The following is a 23,353-nucleotide window of genomic DNA, read 5'->3' on the forward strand; positions in this document are numbered from 1 at the left end:
CCAAGTGATGGATTAGAGTTGAAAAGCCTCTTCCCCATTACTTGCAGCTGTTACTTGATATCCTTCTTTTACTAAAAAACGTTCTACCGTTTCTTGTATCGAGAGATCATCTTCGACCAGCAGTATTGTATCGCTCATGGACCGCACCTCAACTAACTGTTTAACGGTACTTATAGAAAACCTCTTTGAATCAATGTTCGAATCCACTTTGGGCTAATTCTATTGCTAGATTTTCATATTAAAAAGACCCTTGAGCCACTCTGATTCATCATTTAACAGCCTGGATAAAAAACGAAGCTGCGGAAAGGGCACCAGATTAAGATTACGGTCCATCTTCTCTCTTTCTACAACAATTCCATTGCGGGCTATATACTCACCAAAAGTCAGCGTCCTGCTGCAAATTATCACAATATCTGCCGGTTTCAATAATACAATCGCTTTCGCTTCAGAAGATGGTACAGGCTTATCCATGGACTCCCCAAAGTACATGACAGAATATTCACCGTTTACACCTTTAATCAGAACGGGAGCCATTCCTTGTGAATCCTGTGCCCTCACTTTTGTTTCAGGATAATTCCAGCTGGGCGTATGATAGGTCACTGGGGAATGGATGGTTTTTACATTCATGCCCGATTCTTCATGCAATTCCCGCACCGCTGTCTCGATCGGTGTTTCATATCCTTCCCGATGCCCACCCAGCCTGACGACTCCTAGCTGATCCCCTTTCCTTGTCGGACCGATCTGAAACGGGAAAAGCCCTTTATAGAAGACAAAGATTCCAGCTGTCACAAACTGCTTTTCAAACTCTATTGCTCTCATGTTTTATGCCTCATGACAGGATGGAATAGAAATTCTTTGATCACCCTGCTGAATTTTTCAGCTTCTTCTAAAAAAGGATAATGATTGCTGTCATTAAAAACTTCCAGCTCGGCGTTAGGGATTAGTTCTGCAATTTCCCTAGAGAAAGGAAGAGGGCACTGGACGTCATGTGCTCCGCAAATCATCAAAGTTCTGGCAGTAACCTTGTGCAATTGTTTCGTAATATCAAATAGCAGAATTTCCCGTGCAAAAAAGTTCATGCGGGCAGCAGACATCGATTTGTGGACATCCCCTGTAAAATATTCATCATACCGATCTGGCTCATGCAAGGAGAGTTTCGTCCGCTCCCGGGAGCAGCGGCTGCGTTCTTCTTCTGATAGGTTCGTTTTCAGGCGTTCGATCAGCATTTGCATCTTTTCAAACTGTGGGTGCTCCTGATGATAGATACAATAGGGCGATGAGGAGGCATATTCCCTGGCTGCGGAACCGGCAATGATTAAAGAATCAATGGATTGAGGATGCCGCATGCCATAGACAAGCCCAAGCATTCCCCCGGTAGAATGTCCGGCAACGTTCCAAGACTGAATGCCCAGCTCCAATCTAACTGCTCCCAGATCGAGCACCGTCTCAATCATACTGAGCTGATACGGTTCGTGCGCTTGTTCTGACCTTCCCGCTTCTCTCAGATTTACTAGAAATACTTGGTTTGTTTCCGTAAATGTATCAGCAAATCTGTCACCTGTCTCATTAAACTCTGAATAGAGATGGGCCACACATAACGCAGGTCCCTGCCCTTTACTAAACACTTCAAAGTTTCCGCGTTCCGTTGAAATCATCTTCGTTTCCCAGCGTATCATCTGCTGACCACCATCCAGATCCTATAATTTCCTGACCTTACACTCTACCTATATACTCCATTTGAGTTTTATATCCTTTTCCAATGCAACCGGATTTTCCCCTCGTAAACTTTTTGTCGAACGATTCTAATTCACTAAAATGATTTTTACCATTAAAATAAATTTTAACGATAAATTAATTTCAATTGCGAGAGGAGTTTTTATATGGAAAGCAGTTTGGCACAGGAAGCAAAGGTTATAAAAAAGGCATCATTTGGAGAGGTTTTTGCCAACCGGCAGTTTTTATTTTTATGGATTGCCAGTATTTTTACAGGGCTGTCGTTCTCTATCTATTTAATTTCAGAGACCTGGTTTGTTATACGTGCTCTAGAAGCCCCATCAAAGCTTGGAATTATTATGATGCTCACCACCATTCCACGGGTACTGCTCATGTCAATCGGCGGCGTTCTCGCTGACCGGATGAAGCGGTCGCATGTGATCTTCATTTCCAATCTGACGAGAGGATTACTTGTACTTGGCTTAGTGCTTTTGATCATGAACGACAGTATGAACCTGATTTTCCTCGGTATATTTGCTCTTTGTTTTGGTGTACTTGATGCCTTTTACTGGCCGGCGAACCAATCCATGCTTCCCACCATCGTTGAAAAGGAGCATATCGTACGCTCCAACTCTCTCATGCAGACCACCAATCAGCTATCTTTATTAACTGGCCCGGTCATAGCCGGCTTTATCATTAAATTTGGCTCCTTCAGCGGCGTTTTCTGTTGCACTTCTATCCTGCTCATCTGCAGCAGCATTCTTATCTCGCAAATCCGCTATCCAGATCAGCAATCAAAAGAAACAAAAAAAAGAGAATCCACATTTCAGCAGTTAAAGGAAGGCATTGTCTACGTCAAAAGCGTCCCCTACCTGCTCATAACGATGGCCACTTCAATTTTTGTCAATCTGTTCTTGGTTGGCCCTCTCAATATCGGATTGCCTCTAATGGTGGATCAGTATTTAAAAGGAGATGTCTTGGCGTTAAGCTATCTGGAAAGCTCTCTTGCTGGCGGCATGGTAGTGGGAGCACTGCTTACTGGGGCATTGAACATAAAAAGAAAACGGCCGGTCATCAGCCTTTCTCTAATCGCTCTTCTCTCGGTCTTTAATATTTTCTTAAGCCAAATGTCCGCTCTCTGGCATGGTATTTTGCTTCTATCGATGGCAGGTGTATGCTTATCCATCTCCAATATTATCTCTCCGTCCTTAGTTCAGGAGATGACGGATAAACACATGATGGGCAGAGTGCAAAGCTTAATGGCTACAGCTTCTATGGGATTCGTCCCACTCTCATTTGCGCTTGTATCCTATTTACTGTCAGGAGGAATTCCGATTGACAAAATTATTTTGGTTTCAAGCGTGGTCCTTACCATGTTTGTGGTTCTCGTGCTTTGGAGAAGCAAAGTGATCCGAACGATGGACTAATCATACAATTGGGCATCTCGTTATCCCTTGAATTTGTGGTATTCTTTTTAATAAAGATAATGTTTAGGTGGGATGTCACATGGCTCAATGGAAAACACAATCGATCGATTTAATGAAAATCTTCTCTGATCCAAGGAGACTGAGAATTCTTCACCTTGCATCCGAACAGCCGATCACGGTAAAACAGCTCGCGTCGGAACTGAACGAACACCCTTCCAGGCTGTATTATCACGTGAAAAAGCTTGAGGAAGCGGAACTTCTGGAAGTGGCAGAAACAAAGCAGCTCGGTAATCTTGTGGAGAAGTATTATAAAACCGTTAATATGGAAGGTGTGCTTTACAGAGGTGATCTCCAGGCACAGGCCGAACAGCCCGAAGTAGCACTTTCACTAACCTATCAATTAATCGAACCTGCGTTAAAGCTGTATGAAAGATCTCTTGCGAAGGTAAGAGAAGAAAAAAAGCAGGGTGTTGAACTGAATGAACTCCCCTATCATGTAACGATCAATTCCTCGAGCGACCGCATGACGGCTAAAGAATGGCAGGAGTCCTTTCCTCCCATTATGAAAGCTCTTGGAAAAAAGGATAAAAAAGAGTTCGACTGGCCGGAACGCCCGGGAAAAAAGATACTGTCCGAAGAAGAAGCCAACAAAGTCGGTACTTATCAATATGTATTGATCAGCTATAGAATTGAAGATGCAGAAGAACTTGGAATTGTGACAGAAACTGAGGAAGAAAAGTAAAAAAGCTGCCTCCCGCATATCGCAGGAGGAAGCTTTTTTTGTGAGGGCACGGACCACGTCGTTTATTTTACGTTATAAATCCCACAGCAAGCCGTTTATAGTTGCCATCAAGCCTGGGAGGTCAACGGATGTTTTGCGTTGCCGGGCCATTCCACTCCTTGTTTCGTCTGTACAAATAGAACATGGTCATCCTTGTAAGGAACGGACTGAACTGGATATCCCTGATCATCAAAGATAAAGTGAATACCAGTTTTGTAGTTTCTGACGTTCCCAATAGCTCAGCAACGTAAAACCAGTCAATTCTCCCTTTCTGGCTTAACACGTCAAACATGTGCAGTTCTTCACCGATAGTTTTACAAAGCAAGATACAATTTTCTTGTTCCAAATAGTAGATATTGTCCTTGAAAACATACATACAATAATACATAAAAAGTTCTGCCGTATGAACCGTGCTGAATCTTTTGGAAGCCGGCACTCGTTCTGCTGCCAAACCATAAATAAAGCTGCGGTCTGCTTGATGGACAGCATTAAGCTTTATCACACTCGATGTATTTTTCGTTTCTTTTTTCTTTTCAACAGGCATCGCAAACTGAAATTCTTCCATTCTTGTAAAACCAAATTTTGGATAAAACTCAAGAACCTCGCGATTGGCAAATAAGTAGAACGCATCTGTATTATGATAATCATTCATCACCCTTTCCATCAGCCTGCGGGAAAGCCCCTGATATCTGTAATTCGGATGGGTCATGACAGTGCCGATTTGGATTGCTTTGGTGATTTGACCGTTAATAAGTAAATAATATACTTATCTGTCCAGTATCCGGCTTGATACCATTGTTCGAAGCTAATGCCGAACGTTTTTTGAGCAAGGTTATTAAAGCTGCATCTAAGTCTATCATGATCTTTATAATTAGAAATGAGTTTCATGATTCATATTCTCCTTTTTATCTGTACTTTCATTATATCTCCACCAGTAAAATTCCATATATTAGAAGTAAAAAAACTCTATCCTGATCCAGGGATAGAGTTTAATCGTTCTTTTTCGCTTTATTGCCAATAACTGCTGGTTTGAATAAGCCTCCGCCGTCTCCGTAATACTCTGGAACGTCTTGCGGCAAGAAAAGATCACCAAGTTTTACATTGTTCGCTACGGTTACTTTCTCTGAAGAAAATGGTACAACAACCTGTACGTTTACTTTTAAATGTACATAAACCTCAAGATATGGATTATTAATTCCTACGTTCATTGGCTTGGTTTTCAGCTCTGAATCCACGTTTCCAACCACACTCATTTCTACTGGTACGGGAGGCCCTACATCAGATAGCAAGGAGTTGTTAAATGCTGCACCTAACGGGATTTGATAGACAATCGAGTTAAGTCTGTTTCCGAATCTATCTTTTTTGGTATGCTGCTGACTCTTTATTTCATCATGAATACTTTCCGTCATTTTCCCCAAAACCTTATTAAACATTTGATAATTTAGACTGTAGGCCGGATGCTGGCCTTTTTGTTCATGGATAACAATCAATTTATTCATATCATATTGATTTGTAGTTTTAAGAATGGCATCATTGATGGCTTCATCCGCGATGTTATGGACTTCCGAACGGGCGATGTTTTTTAAGATGGGTTCAATTTTATGGTCCACTAACCAAAATGCAAAAATGGTCATACCGAGGAGCATGATCAACGAGTATAACAGCACACGTTTAAACGGCAGAGGTCCTTTCCGCAATTTCATTCGATGACCAAACATCATACACCTCCTACTTTATAGGTACGTCCGTCAGAATGGATTTATTCCTTGCACGTTAAGAGCTTCAGTATTGCAAAACAAAGAAAAACGTGCCTGAATAAGGCACGTTCTCTTTGAAGGAAAGCTTATAAGGATATTGTTATTCCTAAGTACATTTAATTGGCATATAACCGATACGTATCGGTTAATGTTTCGCCATTTCCATAGATATATGCTTTGGAGGGCGCGTAGAAATTAGAGCTATCGTATTTCCAATGGATTCTTAGGGCCATGTATCCACCGGCTCCATAAGTGTTCTTTCCTCTCTTTTCAATGAATTGAGAGAAGCTGTCCCATGTCCTCGGCCCCACTACACCATCAACGACCAGGTTGTGCGTTTTTTGATATTGTTTAACAGCGGCTTCGGTTTTTGGACCAAAGATCCCATCGGAGTCAATGACTGACGAATCGGTATAAAATCTGAGAACATTGATAATATACTGCATGTTTTTAACTTCCACACCACGCGAATCCTTGCGTAAAATTGAATTTTTATCCCAGTCCACCGGGTGATGAAATCCTGGCGCTGAAGCTGATGCAGTTGAAAATGAAATCCCCCAGGCCATGATGACAACTGCCAAACTAGCAAGTATTTTTTTCATTTTGCCATCTCCCTTTTTTGTATGGATTTGATATTCCTTACAAATTTCCCCTCAGCCTGAAGATTCCCCCTCTTCGTAAAATTAACCCTTTCTTTCTTGAGACCAATGCCCTGTTTTTCACCTGGTCTTTAGAATCAGTGTCCAACCACTGTAAGGCAGAATAGGATAGTTTGTATGTAAATAAGGAGGTTTCTGGATGAATCATTATTGCAAAAGAATGTATCCCCAATTTCCCGGACAAGGGGCTGGCCAGGGATCAGGACAGCAGACACCTGGATTCCATGGATTTTATGGCCAGGGTCAACCCAGTCAGCAAGGATTAGGCGGGCAGCCTCAGATGCCACAATTTCCTGGGATGTTCCCCGGGATGCCAGGCGGCCAGACCCAGCAAGGCGCACAGCAAGGTCAGCAGTCTCAGCAAGGACAGGGCGGACAGCAACAGATGCCGCAATTTCCGGGACTGTTTCCGGGTATGCCTGGGGGACAGCAGCAAGGCGGACAGCAAGGGCAGCAGCCTCAGCAAGGACAGGGCGGACAACAGCAGATGCCGCAATTTCCTGGCTTGTTCCCCGGGATGCCGGGCGGGCAGCAGCAGGGCGGCCAGACCCAGCAAGGCGAACAGCAAGGGCAACAGCCTCAGCAAGGACAGGGCGGACAGCAACAGATGCCGCAGTTTCCTGGCTTGTTCCCCGGGATGCCGGGCGGGCAGCAGCAAGGCGGGCAGGGACAGCAAAGCCAGCAGGTATTTTACCCATATTACGGCTATCCCGGAATGTTTTAGTCTAGTTAGTTGACCATAATGGGCATTTGGCGGGTATTTGCTCCATTTTGGCGGGTAAATTTAAATTTTGGACGGTAAACTGATGATTTCGGCATGTAAATCTATTGTTTCGGCTTGCATTTCCATTTACCTTCCAATTTCTTCTCTTCATCAACATCAAAAACAAAGGATTCCTCCATAAAGCATGGAGAAATCCTTTGTTTTTTTACTCATTTTTCAGTTTTATTCATGTTTTTGCGGTGTTCCTGCCATTGCTGAACACCATCGTCTTCATCAAACTCAATGGTGACATCTGCTACGCCTTTTTCCAATAAGATCTGCTCTTCAAGACGGTCTTTTATGTCGTCTGCCTGGGCGACGGTCAGCGATGGATCTACTTCGACTTCAAGTTCGACATGAAGATCTTCGCCTTCTTTTATAACAGTTACTCCGACCACATCTTTCACATCAGGATCACGCAAGACCAAATCACCAATTTTGTCTTCCATTTCCTCATCTGCTTCCCCGAGGACACCTGCAGCATTATCAAGAAATACTTTTCCGACAACAAAGAACATCATAAGGCCGATCAGTATTGACGCGATGCCTTCTGCTTGGTGAAACGGTGTGTAGTGGGCGATGACAATGGCTATGATAGCGAGCAGTCCGCCTGCAGTGGCTACCATATCTTCCATAAAAACAAGTTTTGTAGCTGGTTTGGCTTTTGGAAGATAACCGAAACTTTTAGCGAATACGGCAAAACCGCTCGTGGTGTCCCCTGCATCATGCATGATTTCTTTCATTGCTTTAAAAAGGACGAATGCCTCGAGCAGGACCGCCGCTCCCAGCACAGCCAGATTGATGGCAAAGCCAGTCGATTCCGTCGGGTGAAAGATGTGTGTAAATCCTTCTTTAACTGTTTCAAACGACATGATCCCAACAATCAGAACGGCGCCCAGCAGCACGAGGTTCACAAGTCTTCCAAACCCATTAGGAAAACGGTCTGTTGCCCCTCTTTTGCTTAATGCAGAACCGATGAATACAAAGAATTGATTGGCAGCATCACCTAGACTGTGCATCGTTTCTGCAAACATGGCCACATTCCCTGTACTGAGATAGGCGCCGCCTTTAATGATGGCAATGATGGTGTTGACGATTGCTGCTAAAAATGCGGACTTATTTCCGTTTTTTAAGTGTTTAAATAGCTGCCCCATTAGTTCCTCACTCTCTAATTTTTTATTTTATGTATAGAGTTCAACATCATTCTTCCCGTTAAGGAAGCTGCTCACACCTTATTTAACCTTTGTACTTCAAATGAGATTTTCAGTTAAAGGCTATTCAAATATACATAAAAAAATCCCCCTCCCTTACCATTTTATAGATTAACAATTGGTAAGGAAAGAGGATTTATTATTGTATTAGCGGACCGTGCTTTCATGGAAAATCTCTCGTTTTCTTGCCGTATCTTCCAGATTAAGATTTGCTTCTATCGAGTATTTTGGACGCCGCTTTACTTCTTTAAAGATTTTTCCGATGTATTCCCCGATTACCCCTATACCTAAAAGCTGCAGTCCGCCGATAAACCATATGGAAATCATTAAGGATGACCATCCTGATTCTGTACGGCCCAAGACCTCCTGAACAATGGTATATCCTCCTAATAGTACGCTGAGGATGATGGACATCAATCCGATGAGGGTCACAAAGCGGATCGGAGCAATACTGAACGAAGTAATCCCATCCACTGCAAAAGCGAGCATTTTCTTTAATGGATATTTTGTAGTGCCCGCCATCCGTTCTTTACGGTCGTAATAAACATTTGCAGACTTAAACCCAATGAGAGGAATGATCCCCCTCAAAAATAAGTTGTTTTCTTCATATCGGCACAGCTCATCCAAGGCCCTCTTGCTCATTAAACGAAAATCTGCGTGATTAGGAATGAGGTCTATTCCAATCTTTTGCATAAAACGATAGAAACCATTCGCTGTCGTTCGTTTTAAAAATGTATCGGTATCTCTTTTTCTTCGGACACCATACACGATCTCGCAGCCTTCATTGTATTTCAGGATAAATTCCCTGATGACGGTGATGTCATCCTGCAGATCGGCATCAATGGAAATGACACAATCCGAGAATTCCTTTGCTTTCATCAAACCAGCTAGCAAAGCGTTCTGATGGCCGGCATTCCTGGATAATTTCAATCCAGTTACATAACCATTCACAAAGCTTTCTTCTTCAATCATGTTCCATGTCCTGTCTTTGCTGCCGTCATCCACAAACATGATTTTACTTTGTGTATGAATCAACTTTTCTGTCTCCAGGTCTTCCAGAAGATAGGTTAATTGCTTTGTTGTTTCCTGCAGCACTTCTTCTTCGTTGTAGCAGGGAACAACAATCGTTAAGATAGGTTCATTCATCAAATTCACTCCCTTTTAGCTCATCTCACCTGGTAAAGATAGATTTTCCATACCGAATGCGGGTCCGTAAATGTTTTTTCATACGTTAAATGATCTTCCCTGGCATTGACGATAGGAACAGATGAAAAGATGTACCGTCCTCCAAGCTTTTTAAACGCCTTTGTGTTTAATTGCAGGTGGTCGATTTCTTTATCCGAATCTTTCTCAAAACTATAATGCTTGCCGAGTTCTGCTGAGAATAGATAACATCGGCCGCCCCAGTGGTCAAAATAGTTCTTCAGTTTTCGGTTCTTGTCCAGTTCCTTAGAAATAATGGACCGGAATTGGTGTTTATAGGAGAGCGGATAAAAATTGTTATAGGTATCGAGCGTGTAAAATCCGTTGTATTGAGAGATCGAGGGATGCAGTCCTATGCTTGCTACCCGATACGTATATTTCGGTTTTCCAATATAGCGGTCAATTTTCTCAAAGAGCTGAGTGGAGTAAAATTCCTTGAACGAAGGGTATCCAGCGATTCGATAACGGATTTCCTCATTCAGTGTGAACAGCAATAGCAACTGAAGGATAAGCAAAACCACGGCTGTTTTTTTCCATTTACCCTTCCCCTGCCCAACAATCTTCAAGCCTACTGCGAACAAAAGATACAAAATTAACGGATGCAGAAAGTGAAACCTCGAAAAGTTAAACGTATTTAAAAGAGAGACTTGATCTTTCAGCGGCTGCCATCCTTTAAAAAACCAAAAGCCATACCATACTGATAAGACAGCATTCAATGCCATGAGAAAAAGAAAAAGAGTTTCATTTCTCCATGTCTTTTGTCTAATGACCTTCCACAGGGCCACGAATAAAAGCGGCAAAATGAAGTACGTGTGAATCGTCATCACATGAGTATGGCCCAATAGAAAATTTTTCAGCATCAGCCTTATGGAAGATGGAAAATCAAGGACAGATTCCTTGAATTCATTCCTGCTCGTCGGTGCCTGTGGAAGCAGAAGTGAATACACCAGGCGGTATTCAGTCACCATGTAGATCAAAATCATAAAGCTGATACTAATGAGGAATTTAAAATTCCACTTTCTCTTTCTCCACACATCTGTTATCCACAATAAAGCCATAGCAAAGAGAAAAAAGAAAAAACCTAATACAAAGCTGGAGTAAAAGGGCAGCAGGAGAAGGACCAGCCATTCCTTACGACCTGATGCCTGATTGCGAATATTTAAAAACGCCCATAATGCGAGCGGCATTCCGAGGGTGCTCAGCATGCCTGAAGGCCAAAAAGGCGTTAAAGCAAAGGCTAAGGCTACACCAACACGGATAAACGATAATTCCTGCTCTTTCACAAAATGATCTTTCAGCAGCAGGTACATCCCAATAAAAGCAAACACCCGTGTTATCGCCTGTGATATGGCATAGGCTTGCATTGCTGGAAACAACGCATGCAGCCAGACGATGCCGCTGAATTCCGTTTCAAAGGCATCCCTCGGCAAGCCGTTGATCACTTGCGGTATGACAGCGTGAATATTTCCAAACAGCTGTCCGCTGTGAACGAGAACCCGGTACCACGCAATATTGGAATCCATATTATCATGGACTCGGATGTGAACATTCTCTCCTAAAATAAAAAGCGGAGAGAGATAGATCAGAAGAATGATCCATGCACCATACAAGTATTTTGATTCTCTTGATATAGGCCTCCTTACCATTTCGTTAAGCTCCTGTCTTGATGTATTGGCAAAACATTTTTAGTGGTTAAGCGTGCTGAGTAAAAGACATCGCCGGTTCTAAAATGGACTGGATAAACTTTGCCATCTGATCTGGCGACAGCATCTCTATGCCTTTTTCATACGCTTTTTTGGCAGCATGCCATTTTTTCAATTCAGGTTTATTGCCTAAGACCCTATGCAGCTGCCCTTCAATGGATTGAGATCTTTCAAGCCGGAAAACCAGATTCTTTTCTTCCAAATATTCAAGATTGATCTCTTCCTGTCCCGGTAGCACGGAATGAACGAAGATGGGCAGGTTTTTCTGCAGCGCTTCACTCACTGTGATTCCCCCCGGCTTCGTCACTACAGCATCGACCCGGTCGTACCATTCGTTCATCTCTTGCCTTGAAGCAATGTATGGAAGAGGATGAATATGATCCGCATCCAGCTGCCTGATTTTTTCATACAGCTTACGGTTATTTCCGCAAAGCACAAAATAGTCGAAAGCACCAGACGTTTCAGCAGCTGTTATTAACTCATAAATATCCCCTAAACCGCTGCTCCCTCCTGAGATCAAGATTTTTCTCCGGCTGCTTTCACTGCTCCGTTTTTCTGTTTTCGTAAATTGCTCATGCACAGGAATTCCTGATACGATGATGTTTTTATGAGAAATGTGATGGTCTGTCACTAATTTTGATTTCATATCCTGGTTTGGGACAAAGTGATAGTCAATTTCTTCCCTGCCCCATACGTCGTTGATAAAAAAGTCCGTATATACATTCATGACCGGAACCTGGCACTTTCCTTTCCGCTTCAATGCACTCAAAAGGTAAGACGGGATGCTGTGTGTACATACAATAACGTCTGGCTGTTCATCCTCCAGAAGCTTTTCCATTTTTTTCAGAAACAAAATTTCATAACCCTTGAACGAATGGACCTTTCTCATCGTTGAATAGGTAAAATTTTTATAAACGAGATCGTAGGTTCCCGGCATGAGTTTGATCCACTTGAGATACGTTCCCGTCACCATCTTTTCTAGCGAAACATTCATATAGCTTAACAAGTCCACTTTCTTTAACACGATATCCTTTTTTCTGATCTTCAACATATCAATTAACGCCTCGGCAGCCTGATGATGCCCTGACGGCATTTGCAAAAACGGTAAAAACAATATTTTCTTCATTCTTCATCACCTATTTTTATAAATGGATTTTGCTTAAAAGTCCCTACACTAGTAAAAAGACGAGAAATATCGCAAAAAGTTCATTTAGAAATAAAAAAAGTCCTTAACAAGTAGTTAAGGACTTCAATGCTTATATTTATTTCCCCCGCCGCAATCTGCTGTACAGCCATTGAATGGACATTCCAAGTGATAGACAATAGAGGATAAAAAAGACGATGCCTCCGATGACCGGGAAATTAAAAATAGATACGATTAAAAAAGATCCTGTCAAATAGACGATCCAAGCTGGTTTGTTCTCTAATCCGGCGATCCTCTTTGCCGTTTCTTTACTTAAAACCGCCATTCCAGCTATGAAAGAAATCAAAGGGAACAACAGAAGAATGATGGAGATCGGGATGCCGATAACGGTAATGCCCAGTAACAGGCTTAAAATCAGGATCGCCAGACTTGTGATAGCTCCTGACAAAATGAAACGAGCCGCTTTTCCTTTGGTGATCTCTGCAAAGCTGCTGAATCTTTTATTTAACGACAGGCCTGCCAAAATGGTTAACAGAACAAGAACAATGCTTCCAATGAGCCGCATCAGCCAGCCGCCGACCAATACCATTCCCCCAAGAAACAGGCTGTTCTGTGATGGACTGTCCAAGTTGATCGATACTATATTCTCTGTAACATTGGAACCGGGCTCCTGTTTGACATGCCCTCCAACAACAAGAACCAACTCTTTAATTTTGGCTTGCCGCTTAATGTTCACATCTCCATTAAAAACGATTACTGCCGTTTTGACCTTTCCTTTTATGACCGCATCGTGCCCAAACACAATCACATTTTCTACACTTTGGTTGAACGGAATAACGACTTCTTTTGATTTCATAATGTTCTTCTCTGCAGCATAAGCCGTAGGGCTAAGCAGCGGCATACTGGCAAATAACATGATGATCAACGAGATAAAAATATGGAATCTTTTCATGGCCGCCCTCCTACCCTGTTGTTTTTGTGCCTAATAATCGCCGTACGGACCATCCGGAAGCAAATAAAATAATCAATGTAAGAACAAGAATTACTTCGAGCAGGTTAGGAAGTCCGCCTGCAACGGCAAATGCTGAATGCAGCAGACTAAACGAAATAGAAGTTAAGGTCATTCCAACGTGTATGCTTTTATAGATTACAGGTATCATGATCCATACGATACTGATGATTACCAAAGCACTGAAACCTGTAGCAATGATCCATTTCCATGAAAGAAGCCGGTCAGGTGAACTTTCAGCTTGAATTTGATTAAGCACCGCCTGTTCAATCCGCCATTCATCCGGCTCTGCGCCATGATAAACAGAAGACAGCAGTTCTTTTAACTCATTCAGTTCTTGCAGCTCTTTCCAGCATTCATTGCAGGTCTTGCTATGTTCCTCAATCTTTGTACGTTCATCCCTGTTTAATTCTTCATCCACATATGCAGAAAGAAGCTCTTTTACTTCATCATGCATCCCGATCACCCCTCATGAGTTCTCTCCTTAATTCTGTTCGAGCCATATTGATTCTGGATTTAACGGTTCCTGCCGGTATTTCTAAAATATCTGCAATCTCCTGGTAAGAGAATCCTTGTACATCCCGTAATACGATCACGGTACGATGCTCAGCCGAAAGCTTTTGCATCGCAAACTGAAGATTCATTTTCACTTGTGCGTTTTCAACTTCAGAATGGGTGCTTGGCAGCCGTTCTGTTTTTTCCGGATCCACATGCAGCACAGGCGACTTTTCAGCTTTCTTTATCCGGTCATAACATAAGTTTGTAACGATTCGTGTTAACCAAGAGGCGAAGGCATAATCCTGCTTCAAATGATGAAGTGAAAAATAAGCTTTTACGAAAGCTTCCTGAGTAATATCTTCCGCTTCCATTTGATCATGGACCATCGCAAAGGCATGCCGGTACACTTTCCCTTTATATTTTCGAACGATTTTTGAAAAGGAATCCTGATCTCCTTTTTTGGCGTTTACGATTAATTGCTGGAGTTCGTGGTCCACACTTTATTCACCCGCTTCTAGACAAACTGCCTCAACGAATTGTCTTCTAATAAAATGACGTCAAAAATAAGAATAAGTTCATTTTACTCTTAAAATTTTTAATACGTTTATTTTACCTATAATTTTCATAAATAAAAAAGCTCTCTCTAAGTGATCTTAGAAACAGCCTTTAATTGCATTACGTTTCTGCCTTCTTCCAGACCTTACGCATGAAAAGAGCCGCAATTCCAATGACCACTGCAAGCAGCAGGCTGACATAAAAACCTGGCCTAATGGTTTTCTCAGCCAGCGTTCCACTGATACTGGCTAGAAGCAAAACGATGCCTAAAAATGAGAACATCTTTCCCCAAAACTTTTGCTTCAGCACCTTTAACGATGAGAAAATGATAAAAAGCCAATTATAAAGGAGCAATATGCCAGCAGCGGTCGTAATGTATTCATAAATCTTTCCCGGCAGCAGTAAAGCTGTAATAATGGAGGCGAGCAGTCCGGCAGCTCCAATCCCCAGTGAAGCCAATGGCAGATCTTTGAGCTTTTTTACTTTTTTACTGAACAGACCTGGGGCATCACCATCTTCAGACATCGTACATAAAAGGTTGGTTACCCCAAAAAGTGAGGCAGTCATGGTAGAAAATCCCGCTATGATGATGGCTCCATTAAACACATGGGGAAAAAACGGCAGATGATAATCACTCAGAGCTGTCACGAATGGACTTTCCTTATCGTCAAATGCATGCTGAAACACCATGGTTACCGCAAGCCCCATGGAAAGTACATAGATGCCGGTAAGCAGAAACATCATCGCCTTTCCCGCCTTAGGCCCATCCTCCTTTTTTTTCAGCTGCATGGCCATCAAACCAATGACCTCAATCCCTCCAAACGCATAGAACGCATAGATGAGTGAGGACCAGAATCCCCTGAATCCATCGTGAAAGAATACTTGTGTACTGTCCGGAAGACCCGGCTTTTTCACATCGCCGTCAATCCAGCCGATCATCGTTGCTGCCGCAATGACGATGAACATCAAAATGGCGGCAACCTTTACAATGGCCAGAATATCCTCTACTTTGTCAAATCCTTTTGTCCCCGTCAAAACAACGGCGATAGCCAATATTGCGTAACCTGCGGCAAACACCCATAAAGGAACACTGTGAAACCAAAAGCGGGATAGAATTGATAATGCCGTCAGCTGGCTTCCCATCACAAGAATATTGGATATCCAATAGTTCCACCCGCAGCTGAAACCGGCCCAGCGCCCAAAAGCTTTTTTCGAATACGCACAAAAAGAACCTTTCTGAGGATCCTCAGCCGTCATTTGGGCGAGAACATTAAATACGATAGATGTACCGATTGCAGCAAGAATAAAAGAGATGACGATAGAAGGCCCCGTCATCATAATTCCTATAGAAGAACCTAAAAAATAACCGGTTCCGATCGTACAGCCCACTCCCATTAAAGAAAGCTGCCACCATTTTAAGTCTCCACTCTTGCTGTCTTGGCCAGTTGAAGAACTGCAGCTCGTTTTGCTCATCACATCACCCCTGATTTCTTTTTATTGTTTGTAGATTCAGGATGAATATGTACAAAAAAAAGAGAGGGATTAACCCTCTCTTGCTTCATGCTGAACATGTTTATCGTTCTTCAGCTGTTTGCTGCAGCTGAAAACATAGGCCGGCGGCATGTTCCTTAGCTCTTTCTTTACGTTAATGGAAGAGAAGAACTCTTCAATCATTTTCCTTTTCCATTTTGTATATTGAAACGTAATAAATTTACCGTCTTGATGAAGCGCGGCTTTTGAACTTATTAAAATTGAATCTGACATTTCCTTTGGCAGACTGGCAAACGGCAGACCTGAAACAATGGCGTCTGCATAAGGAATGTTGTACATTTTCATATAAAGATGCAGGTTTTCCGCAGAACCATTAACAACATAGAAATTTTTCTCATCTTTGTATTTATATGCTAATCGCTTATAAAATTCTCTATTATACTCTATAATCAAGATTGTAGTTTTCTCATTTCGTTTATCAAGCAATTTGTCAGTGAAGACTCCCGTCCCTGGTCCCAGTTCAATAATGTAGGAGGCAGAGTTAAAATCGATTTCTCCTACCATTTTTGCAGCAAGATATGTGGAACTCGGGAGAATGGCTCCGACCGTTCTTGGCTTAACGATGTATTGAGAAACAAAAGATAAGGACACTGTAACACACTCCATTGGTTTGAATTTATAGTTCTATCATAAGATTCAAACCTTAAGAATCGTGTGCAGAATTTATTAAGATTTATTAAGATTAGGAGTTGATGATGTGGAATTATTTATTTGCAGCACATGCGGTGTTCAGTACCAGCAATCTGAGCAGCCTCCATCAGATTGCATCATTTGCAATGAAGAGAGGCAGTATGTTAATCCGGCTGGCCAAAAATGGACAACACTTAAAGAAATGAGAGCTGACGATTTTTGCAACATCATCAAGGAATATGAGCCAAACCTGTACACTATACATACCCAGCCAGACTTTGCCATCTCACAGACGGCTTACCTTGTTCAAAGCGAAGGTTTCAATCTTTTATGGGATTGCATTACCTACCTTGACAAAGCTACGATTGAAGCGGTTGAACAGCTTGGAGGTATCGATGCGATTGCCCTTTCCCATCCCCATTATTATTCAAGCCAGGTAGAGTGGGCAGAAACGTTCAACGTACCGATCTACATACATGAAGGCGATAAAGAATGGGTCACCCGCACAAGCAGCCATATTCATTTTTGGTCAGGTGAGAAGCTTGAACTTAGCAAGGGATTGACGCTGCACCATCTGGGCGGCCACTTTAAGGGAGGAGCAGTCCTTCACTGGGCTGATGGCAGCCAAAGAAAGGGTGTCCTTTTAACAGGAGACGTCATACAGGTGGTGGCTGACCGCAGCTGGGTCAGTTTTATGTACAGCTATCCTAACCTTATCCCTCTGCCTGCTTCCGTTGTTAGCCGTATAGCCGATAATGTTAAGGATTTACAATTTAATCGCTTGTATAATGCTTTTCACAGAGTCGTACAAGAAAATGCATCAAAAGCTGTTCAAAGATCCGCAGAACGATATATTAAAGCTATTCAAGGAGAGCTCTTTACTACTTAAAAGAAAGCTCTGTTAGTCCATGTTGTTGATTTTTGGTGGGGGTGATTGAATCGCCTTGCCAGTTCACCCCTTATTAATGGAGAAAAAGACTTGAGGGTCTCTTTTAAGCATCAGTATGCGAGGCCCATTACGAAAGAAAATAAACAATATGCTTTAACAAAGCCTAAAAGAAAAAGGAACGCTATTTACTTGCGTAAAAGGCTTTCCTTTTCGTTTTTTATTCATTTAGAAATTCAGGGCTATTTCCTTTGCTCTCGCAATGGCATTTTGTTTAATTTCTTCCGCCCGGTCAGGAAATTGATTGTGCCCTTCGACAAATAAACCTTCAAAAGAAGGAACACCAAAGAAATTCATGATTACCCCAATATAACGGTGCCCCATCTCCAATTCCTCGGCTGGGCCTTCCGAATAAATCCCTCCGCGCGCCTGGATATGCAGTGCTTTCTTGTCTGTGAGCAAACCGACCGGACCTTGCTCTGTATAATTAAATGTCTTTCCTGCTGTACAAATGGAGTCAATATAAGCCTTCATAACCGGTGGAAACAAAAAATTCCAAAGCGGCGTCACAAAAACATATTTGTCCGCGCCAACAAATTGCTCGGTCAGTTCGGATAGCCGCCGAACCTTGGATTGCTCATTCTCAGACAGCTGATCAAACGTTGAACCGGTTCTTAGCTTTCCCCACCCGCTGAATACATCAGCATCAATCTGAGGAATATTTTCTTTGTATAGATCCAAGTGGATGACTTCATCACTTGGATTTGCATCTCTATAGGATTCAATAAATGCCTTTCCTGCAGTCATGCTGTAGGATTGTGTTTCATCATGAGGGTGGGCAGTGATATAAAGTATAGTTGCCATAGGTTATCCCTTCCTTTGCAGTTTGATTTTCTTAGTTAATATGATGCAAAGGAGGGAATCCCATACCCACTACATGAAGTTTAGGACAATTTGGTATCCAGCGGTTTCAGTTTGGCTTCAATCTCTTGGCGCTTCGGTTCGAGGAAAGGAGGCAATGCCAATGATTCACCAAGATGTTCAAGGTCCTCATCCGTAGCAAAGCCTGGACCATCCGTCGCTAATTCAAATAAAATCCCATTAAGCTCTCTGAAATATAACGACTTAAAATAGTACCGGTCTACAAAATCTGAATTTGGAATTCGGGCGCCCTGTATTTTATTGATCCATTGTCTGAGTTCCTCTTCATCATTCACACGGAACGCCACATGATGAACTCCTCCTCTTCCCAGCCGTTCAGGAGGCAAGTCCTTTCGCTCTTCAATATGAAGTTCTGCACCCGTACCGCCCTCTCCCGTTTCGTACACGAGAATGTCCGGCTGACCAGGTACTTGAGAAGCATAAGCTCCTTTTTTTCTGAATCCTAAAATTTCAGTGATGACTTCCTCGGTTAATTCTCTTGTACGAACCGTCAGCATGACCGGCCCAAGACCGATAATTCCGAAGTCCTTTGGAACAGCGCTTTTTTCCCATGGCACACCGCCCGCTACGCCACTATTCGTTTCGTCTGAAACAAGACGCAGGCGCTGTCCTTCTCCATCTTTAAAAGCTAATGACAGCCGGCGGAACCGTTCCGACAATTCCTCATGTTCGACCTTCTTCTCTTCGAACCGTGTTTTCCAGTATTGCAGCGCTTCATTGTTCTTTACGCGAAGGGATATTTCTGAAATGCTATTAGCGCCATCATGATTCCTTCCTGCTCTGGGGATTTCGAAAAACGTTAATTCAGTTCCTGCATTCCCTTTTTCATCGCCATAGAACAGATGATAAACAGAGGTGTCATCCTGATTGACGGTTTTCTTGATCAGCCGCATTCCAAGGACTTTCGTATAAAACTCATAGTTTTTCCCCGCTAATGCCGTGATGGCTGAGACGTGGTGTATTCCTTTTAGTTCCATAATGCCTCCTATTAATACATTTTTCGTTACTCTTCCTTTTATTTAGTATCATACCCTTTTATCCCTCAAACTCAAATAAAAAAGGCAGCATTACAATGAGTAATGCTGCCTGGCAAATATCAGTTGCTATTTCCTTTTTGCTCGTTATTGAAGTCCATCGCCTGAGCCAGTGTAGAAGAGATAGAAACCCTGTCAAAGGATAGGCCGAGCTGAACTGCAGTTGCAGCGATTTCTGGACGAATACCTGAAAGGGTAGTCTTCACACCGACGAGATCAAGTGCATCAATAAGCTGGAAGATCTCATGAGCTACCATAGTATCAATCATCACAACACCCGATAAATCAATAAAGAGATGGCCAATTCCCTTTTGGACACATTGATTTAGTGTATTCTCCAGAATAAACTTCGCACGGGCCGTGTCAATATCGCCAACAAGCGGCAGTAAAGCGGTATCGTTATTTAATGAGATGACAGGTGAACTCAATTCATTCAGTAATTCTTGCTGTGCTTTCAGCCGATTGGTGGAATATTTATGGGTCTCCTCAATGAATTGAAGCATGACATTGTCAAAAACCTTGATCATCACCCGATTCCATTCTTCAATCTGCAACTGTTCGATGTCTTCTGGATGAATCGATACGAACTCGTTGATATAATCAAGATACTGCTGCCGTACCCTCATGAATTCTTTTATGATGTAATGAATGGGTGTTTTTAAATGTTCATTGTCTTTTGCAATTTTAATAATCCACTCATCAAAATCTTTAAAAAAGGCTTCTTCGTCTTTTACAAGCACTTCACATAAATGAATATGAAATTCATAATTTTGTTCTTTCAGCGTCTTTATAACTGCGGGATCATTGGAACTGTATACTCCAGCCGTGCCTGACTTATCAAGGGAACCATACCATTCCTCGGTTAAATTTCTGGCTCTATTCAGAAGAAATTGATGCAATTCTTGATTTATGTCCATCTCTATAAACTCCTCAATTAAGATTAAGTATCATGAAAATGGCTGGCTATATTTTTTGAAAGCCCTCTTCAACTAAATAGTCATGTGCTTCTTTATAGGATTCAAAAGCAGCTTCTAAATTTAAGCCCGCATATATATTCCATAGTTCATCTTCATGAACGAGCAGGAGCTTTTCGTGGTCTACTCCTCCAATCCAATTTTCTTTTTCCGGTTCTGAAGGATTAGACTCCTCTTCTGAATTACTCTTTTCTTCTAATAAATAGTCCATTGATTTCTTTACGAGGTTAATCAGCTCGTCAGCCGAATAATCCCGGATGTTGACCATGCCTTTTTCATTCTTCTTGCCTCTAGGCAGATGGCCAGCATAAACAAAACCGTTCCCGTTCGGATGCAGATGCTGTATAACAATTTTTTTGTCGCGATTGCTCTCCTCGAGATGGTAATTTATGCGCCCAAGGGAAATATCTTTCCTTGTTAATTGAGGGAAGTTTTCTTCAATAATATTTATTTTTTCTGAAAATGTAAGCATTGTCAGCCTCTTTCTTTTCTACTAATTTTCCTGTGATTATATCATATCTGCTAGTACAAAAGTAGATATACCCTTAACAATACGAGTGTCAAGGCAAAAGAAAAAACACCGTAATCACGGTGTTTATTTATGTCTGTTTAACTCTGAGGTGATAGCGTCCATCGCTGCGTCGATATTAGCGTATGACTCAATCTCGGGGTTATCGGAATATTGTATTTTAAAAACATGGTCGGATTTACTGTAGCTTATTGAGATTAATGGGATACTATTTTGACTTAGCGTATGGGTTACATCTGATTCGATGTATTGTTTCGTTTTTAGATCGAGCAGCATGTCCTGAATTTTTGATTGATTCATGGTCATCAATCCCCTTTCCATTATGAGGGGGAGCTCAAAATAGCTATATTGCCCAAATAATTTTTTATTATTTCTATATAGAATAACATATTTCAGGTTTAATTCATACCCTGAACGGGAATTGTAATTGTTTTGCAATACCCATCACTATCACTTTTTATTAATAGACACAAAAAAGACACAAAATTATACTCCTTTTTCTCTGTCTTTATACTTGGGAAAACAGGTGTAAACTTTAATCTGAATTTCACAGTAAACCACCCTGTTTTTCCCAATACCGAAGTACTGCCCCTGTGCTATGATAAATCCAAGGGCGCCCCCTACACAGAATTTTAGGAGGGTATTTTATGAAAAAAGGTTTGATTGCAGTACTATCGGCTGGTTTACTATTCAGTTCAGCCTATCAGGCAGCAGCAGCTAATGAGCCTGGAACAAAAGCTCAAAAGCTGGTTCTTCATGAGAATGACAAAACCGTTACCTCTCAGGTTCAAGTTACTCGTTCAAAAGAAAATGCTGTTCCATCCTTTATTTCAGGCAAACTTTCCAAAGGTACATACCTTTCCAAGAAAGAAATCCTTGCCTTTCTAGACAGCAATAAACAACTCTTTCCGTTTGAAGCATCAAAGCATCTCACTCTAGTAAAACAAGAAAAAGATGATTTAGGTATGACACACTATGTGTTTAACCAGTCGATCAACGGTGTTCCAATTGATGGAGCAACGTTCATCGTTCATACGGACAAGCAAGGAAAAATTACTGCAATCAATGGAGACGTCCATTCCAACCTTCCTAAAAATTTTAAAGCTACTAAAAAGCTGACAAAGGCGAACGCCATAAAAGCTGCTTGGAAGCATATAGGTGAACAGCCAAAAAAAGAAAACCTCAAGCCGCTTGCCTTTAAAGGTGCAAAGATAAGTGATACGGTCGAAAAGTCCAAACTTGTCATGTTTAAAGACGGAGATAAATTCAAACTTGCCTACCGTGTTGCCCTTCAATTCATCGATCCTTATCCTGCAAACTGGCAAGTCTACGTTGATGCAGCCAATGGAGATGTCCTTAAGAGCTTTAACGCTGTAAATAACGATGGACCGACCACCGGTTCTGGATACGGTGTCCTCGGTGACAGCAAAACGTTAAACACCTATCTATCTGCTGGCTATTATTACTTATTTGACACCACGAAACCGATGAATGGTGTCATCGAAACCTACACGGCTCAAAATAGGTCAAGCCTTCCAGGAGCGTATTCTGTAGATTCCAACAACGCTTGGACTTCATCTTCACAAGGTGCAGATGTTGATGCGAACTACTATGCCGGCAAAGTTTATGATTATTATTTAAATACTCATGGACGCAACAGCTTTGATAATGCAGGTGCATCCATTAGTTCTACCGTTCATTACAGCTATAAATACAACAACGCATTCTGGAATGGATCACAGATGGTATACGGTGATGGCGATGGCGTTCAGTTCCGTCCATTGTCCGGTGCACTTGATGTTGTTGCCCATGAATTAACGCATGCGGTAACAGAACGAACGGCAGGACTCAATTATTCCTATCAATCAGGAGCATTAAATGAATCCATGTCAGACGTGTTCGGATATTTCCTTGATCCAAACGACTGGCTGATGGGTGAAGATGTATATACTCCTGGAACAGCTGGAGATGGCCTCCGCAGCCTCTCAAATCCAAAGCTCTATGGTCAGCCTGACAATATGAGCGGATATGTCAACACTTCAAGTGATAATGGCGGAGTGCATACAAACAGCGGTATCCCTAACAAAGCTGCTTATAACACGATCACTGCGATCGGAAAAGCTAAAGCAGAGAAAATTTACTACAGAGCACTGACTCGCTATATGACGCCGACTACTAACTTCAGCGGAGCACGTGCTGCACTATTAAGCGCTACTGCTGATCTGTATGGCAGCACAAGCGCTGAATACACAGCAGTAAAAACAGCGTGGACGAATGTTGGAGTGAACTAATAAAACAATAAGAGCCCGCCTGTTTCCTAGATCCTGGGAAGCCGGCGGGCTTTTTTATGTTTTCAGTTTGAATAGAAGGGTACATTGTATCAA

General features: G+C 42.1%; 25 protein-coding genes and 1 pseudogene. 5 read left to right on the plus strand and 21 right to left on the minus strand.

The features are described 5' to 3' along the window. Nucleotides 1-27: 27 nt before the first annotated feature. The 3 genes and pseudogenes from M1K46_RS18935 to M1K46_RS18945 all read right to left on the minus strand — a co-directional run. Nucleotides 28-138: pseudogene (locus M1K46_RS18935) on the minus strand (DNA-binding response regulator); the annotation flags it as partial. Nucleotides 139-225: 87 nt separating this feature from the next. After that, nucleotides 226-819 carry an NUDIX domain-containing protein gene (locus tag M1K46_RS18940; RefSeq protein WP_256227254.1) on the minus strand — a complete coding sequence of 198 codons (594 nt, stop codon included), beginning with the start codon at nucleotides 817-819 and terminating at the stop codon, nucleotides 226-228. After that, the gene (locus tag M1K46_RS18945) at nucleotides 816-1,676 is read right to left on the minus strand and encodes an alpha/beta fold hydrolase (RefSeq protein ID WP_256227255.1); all 861 of its coding nucleotides are present in this window, start codon (nucleotides 1,674-1,676) and stop codon (nucleotides 816-818) included. The genes M1K46_RS18940 and M1K46_RS18945 overlap by 4 nt, the downstream gene beginning before the upstream one ends. A 204-nt stretch (nucleotides 1,677-1,880) precedes the next feature. On the opposite strand from M1K46_RS18945, the gene M1K46_RS18950 reads away from it, so the two are divergent. Next, nucleotides 1,881-3,140 (plus strand): MFS transporter, encoded by a 1,260-nt coding sequence (locus M1K46_RS18950; protein WP_256227256.1) that lies wholly within the window; start codon nucleotides 1,881-1,883, stop codon nucleotides 3,138-3,140. Nucleotides 3,141-3,219: 79 nt separating this feature from the next. Continuing rightward, nucleotides 3,220-3,882 carry a winged helix-turn-helix domain-containing protein gene (locus tag M1K46_RS18955; protein WP_256227257.1) on the plus strand — a complete coding sequence of 221 codons (663 nt, stop codon included), beginning with the start codon at nucleotides 3,220-3,222 and terminating at the stop codon, nucleotides 3,880-3,882. Nucleotides 3,883-4,003: 121 nt separating this feature from the next. On the opposite strand, the gene M1K46_RS18960 is transcribed toward M1K46_RS18955, so the two are convergent. The 4 genes from M1K46_RS18960 to M1K46_RS18975 form a co-directional block, all read right to left on the minus strand. Beyond that, on the minus strand, nucleotides 4,004-4,630 hold the full coding sequence (locus M1K46_RS18960) for a GNAT family N-acetyltransferase (protein ID WP_256227258.1): 627 nt from the start codon (nucleotides 4,628-4,630) through the stop codon (nucleotides 4,004-4,006). Next, the gene (locus M1K46_RS18965) at nucleotides 4,627-4,809 is read right to left on the minus strand and encodes a hypothetical protein (protein WP_256227259.1); all 183 of its coding nucleotides are present in this window, start codon (nucleotides 4,807-4,809) and stop codon (nucleotides 4,627-4,629) included. Before M1K46_RS18965 ends, M1K46_RS18960 begins: the two co-directional genes overlap by 4 nt. 101 nt (nucleotides 4,810-4,910) lie before the next feature. Then, nucleotides 4,911-5,639: a sporulation protein YunB gene (gene yunB, locus M1K46_RS18970; protein ID WP_053355271.1), complete on the minus strand. Its 729-nt coding sequence runs from the start codon at nucleotides 5,637-5,639 to the stop codon at nucleotides 4,911-4,913. Nucleotides 5,640-5,794: 155 nt separating this feature from the next. Then, on the minus strand, nucleotides 5,795-6,280 hold the full coding sequence (locus tag M1K46_RS18975) for a peptidoglycan-binding domain-containing protein (RefSeq protein WP_091007081.1): 486 nt from the start codon (nucleotides 6,278-6,280) through the stop codon (nucleotides 5,795-5,797). 196 nt (nucleotides 6,281-6,476) lie between these two features. Here M1K46_RS18975 and M1K46_RS18980 point away from each other — a divergent pair, with 196 nt between their 5' ends. After that, complete coding sequence (locus M1K46_RS18980) at nucleotides 6,477-7,061, plus strand: hypothetical protein (RefSeq protein ID WP_256227260.1); 585 nt, start codon at nucleotides 6,477-6,479, stop codon at nucleotides 7,059-7,061. A 209-nt stretch (nucleotides 7,062-7,270) separates the two neighbouring features. On the opposite strand, the gene M1K46_RS18985 is transcribed toward M1K46_RS18980, so the two are convergent. The 9 genes from M1K46_RS18985 to M1K46_RS19025 all read right to left on the minus strand — a co-directional run bounded on the left by M1K46_RS18985 (nucleotide 7,271) and on the right by M1K46_RS19025 (nucleotide 16,580). Continuing rightward, nucleotides 7,271-8,254, minus strand: coding sequence for a cation diffusion facilitator family transporter (locus M1K46_RS18985; protein ID WP_256227261.1), 984 nt, complete (start codon nucleotides 8,252-8,254; stop codon nucleotides 7,271-7,273). A 204-nt stretch (nucleotides 8,255-8,458) separates the two neighbouring features. Continuing rightward, nucleotides 8,459-9,457, minus strand: a complete 999-nt coding sequence (locus tag M1K46_RS18990) for a glycosyltransferase family 2 protein (protein ID WP_091007085.1) — start codon at nucleotides 9,455-9,457, stop codon at nucleotides 8,459-8,461. A gap of 20 nt (nucleotides 9,458-9,477) precedes the next feature. Next, nucleotides 9,478-11,160: a DUF6044 family protein gene (locus M1K46_RS18995; protein ID WP_256227262.1), complete on the minus strand. Its 1,683-nt coding sequence runs from the start codon at nucleotides 11,158-11,160 to the stop codon at nucleotides 9,478-9,480. A 46-nt stretch (nucleotides 11,161-11,206) separates the two neighbouring features. Then, nucleotides 11,207-12,343, minus strand: coding sequence for an MGDG synthase family glycosyltransferase (locus M1K46_RS19000; RefSeq protein ID WP_256227263.1), 1,137 nt, complete (start codon nucleotides 12,341-12,343; stop codon nucleotides 11,207-11,209). Between the two features lie 136 nt (nucleotides 12,344-12,479). Continuing rightward, the gene (locus M1K46_RS19005) at nucleotides 12,480-13,313 is read right to left on the minus strand and encodes a hypothetical protein (protein ID WP_053355279.1); all 834 of its coding nucleotides are present in this window, start codon (nucleotides 13,311-13,313) and stop codon (nucleotides 12,480-12,482) included. Nucleotides 13,314-13,323: 10 nt separating this feature from the next. Next, nucleotides 13,324-13,827 carry an anti-sigma factor family protein gene (locus M1K46_RS19010; protein ID WP_256227264.1) on the minus strand — a complete coding sequence of 168 codons (504 nt, stop codon included), beginning with the start codon at nucleotides 13,825-13,827 and terminating at the stop codon, nucleotides 13,324-13,326. Then, nucleotides 13,820-14,365, minus strand: a complete 546-nt coding sequence (locus tag M1K46_RS19015; RefSeq protein WP_256227265.1) for an RNA polymerase sigma factor — start codon at nucleotides 14,363-14,365, stop codon at nucleotides 13,820-13,822. The genes M1K46_RS19010 and M1K46_RS19015 overlap by 8 nt, the downstream gene beginning before the upstream one ends. Nucleotides 14,366-14,543: 178 nt before the next feature. Then, nucleotides 14,544-15,896 (minus strand): amino acid permease, encoded by a 1,353-nt coding sequence (locus M1K46_RS19020; RefSeq protein ID WP_256227266.1) that lies wholly within the window; start codon nucleotides 15,894-15,896, stop codon nucleotides 14,544-14,546. Nucleotides 15,897-15,965: 69 nt separating this feature from the next. Beyond that, entirely contained in the window at nucleotides 15,966-16,580 is a 615-nt protein-coding gene (locus M1K46_RS19025) for a class I SAM-dependent methyltransferase (protein WP_375162220.1), read from the minus strand. Between the two features lie 91 nt (nucleotides 16,581-16,671). Here M1K46_RS19025 and M1K46_RS19030 point away from each other — a divergent pair, with 91 nt between their 5' ends. Beyond that, a complete protein-coding gene (locus M1K46_RS19030) occupies nucleotides 16,672-17,493 on the plus strand; it encodes an MBL fold metallo-hydrolase (RefSeq protein WP_256227268.1) in 822 nt (273 codons plus the stop codon). Nucleotides 17,494-17,718: 225 nt separating this feature from the next. On the opposite strand, the gene M1K46_RS19035 is transcribed toward M1K46_RS19030, so the two are convergent. From M1K46_RS19035 to M1K46_RS19055, 5 genes are all read right to left on the minus strand, one after another. Then, nucleotides 17,719-18,354 carry an FMN-dependent NADH-azoreductase gene (locus M1K46_RS19035; protein WP_256227269.1) on the minus strand — a complete coding sequence of 212 codons (636 nt, stop codon included), beginning with the start codon at nucleotides 18,352-18,354 and terminating at the stop codon, nucleotides 17,719-17,721. An 80-nt stretch (nucleotides 18,355-18,434) separates the two neighbouring features. Further along, nucleotides 18,435-19,409, minus strand: a complete 975-nt coding sequence (locus M1K46_RS19040; protein ID WP_256227270.1) for a ring-cleaving dioxygenase — start codon at nucleotides 19,407-19,409, stop codon at nucleotides 18,435-18,437. A gap of 119 nt (nucleotides 19,410-19,528) precedes the next feature. After that, on the minus strand, nucleotides 19,529-20,383 hold the full coding sequence (locus M1K46_RS19045) for an STAS domain-containing protein (RefSeq protein WP_256227271.1): 855 nt from the start codon (nucleotides 20,381-20,383) through the stop codon (nucleotides 19,529-19,531). Between the two features lie 46 nt (nucleotides 20,384-20,429). Further along, nucleotides 20,430-20,912: a hypothetical protein gene (locus M1K46_RS19050; protein ID WP_256227272.1), complete on the minus strand. Its 483-nt coding sequence runs from the start codon at nucleotides 20,910-20,912 to the stop codon at nucleotides 20,430-20,432. Nucleotides 20,913-21,035: 123 nt separating this feature from the next. Further along, a complete protein-coding gene (locus M1K46_RS19055) occupies nucleotides 21,036-21,269 on the minus strand; it encodes a hypothetical protein (RefSeq protein WP_053355290.1) in 234 nt (77 codons plus the stop codon). A 347-nt stretch (nucleotides 21,270-21,616) separates the two neighbouring features. On the opposite strand from M1K46_RS19055, the gene M1K46_RS19060 reads away from it, so the two are divergent. Beyond that, nucleotides 21,617-23,260 (plus strand): M4 family metallopeptidase, encoded by a 1,644-nt coding sequence (locus tag M1K46_RS19060; RefSeq protein WP_256227273.1) that lies wholly within the window; start codon nucleotides 21,617-21,619, stop codon nucleotides 23,258-23,260. Nucleotides 23,261-23,353 lie beyond the last annotated feature (93 nt).

The sequence above is a fragment of the Fictibacillus sp. WQ 8-8 genome, assembly GCF_024494405.1.
In the GTDB taxonomy this organism is placed as follows: Bacteria; Bacillota; Bacilli; order Bacillales; family Fictibacillaceae; genus Fictibacillus_C; species Fictibacillus_C marinisediminis.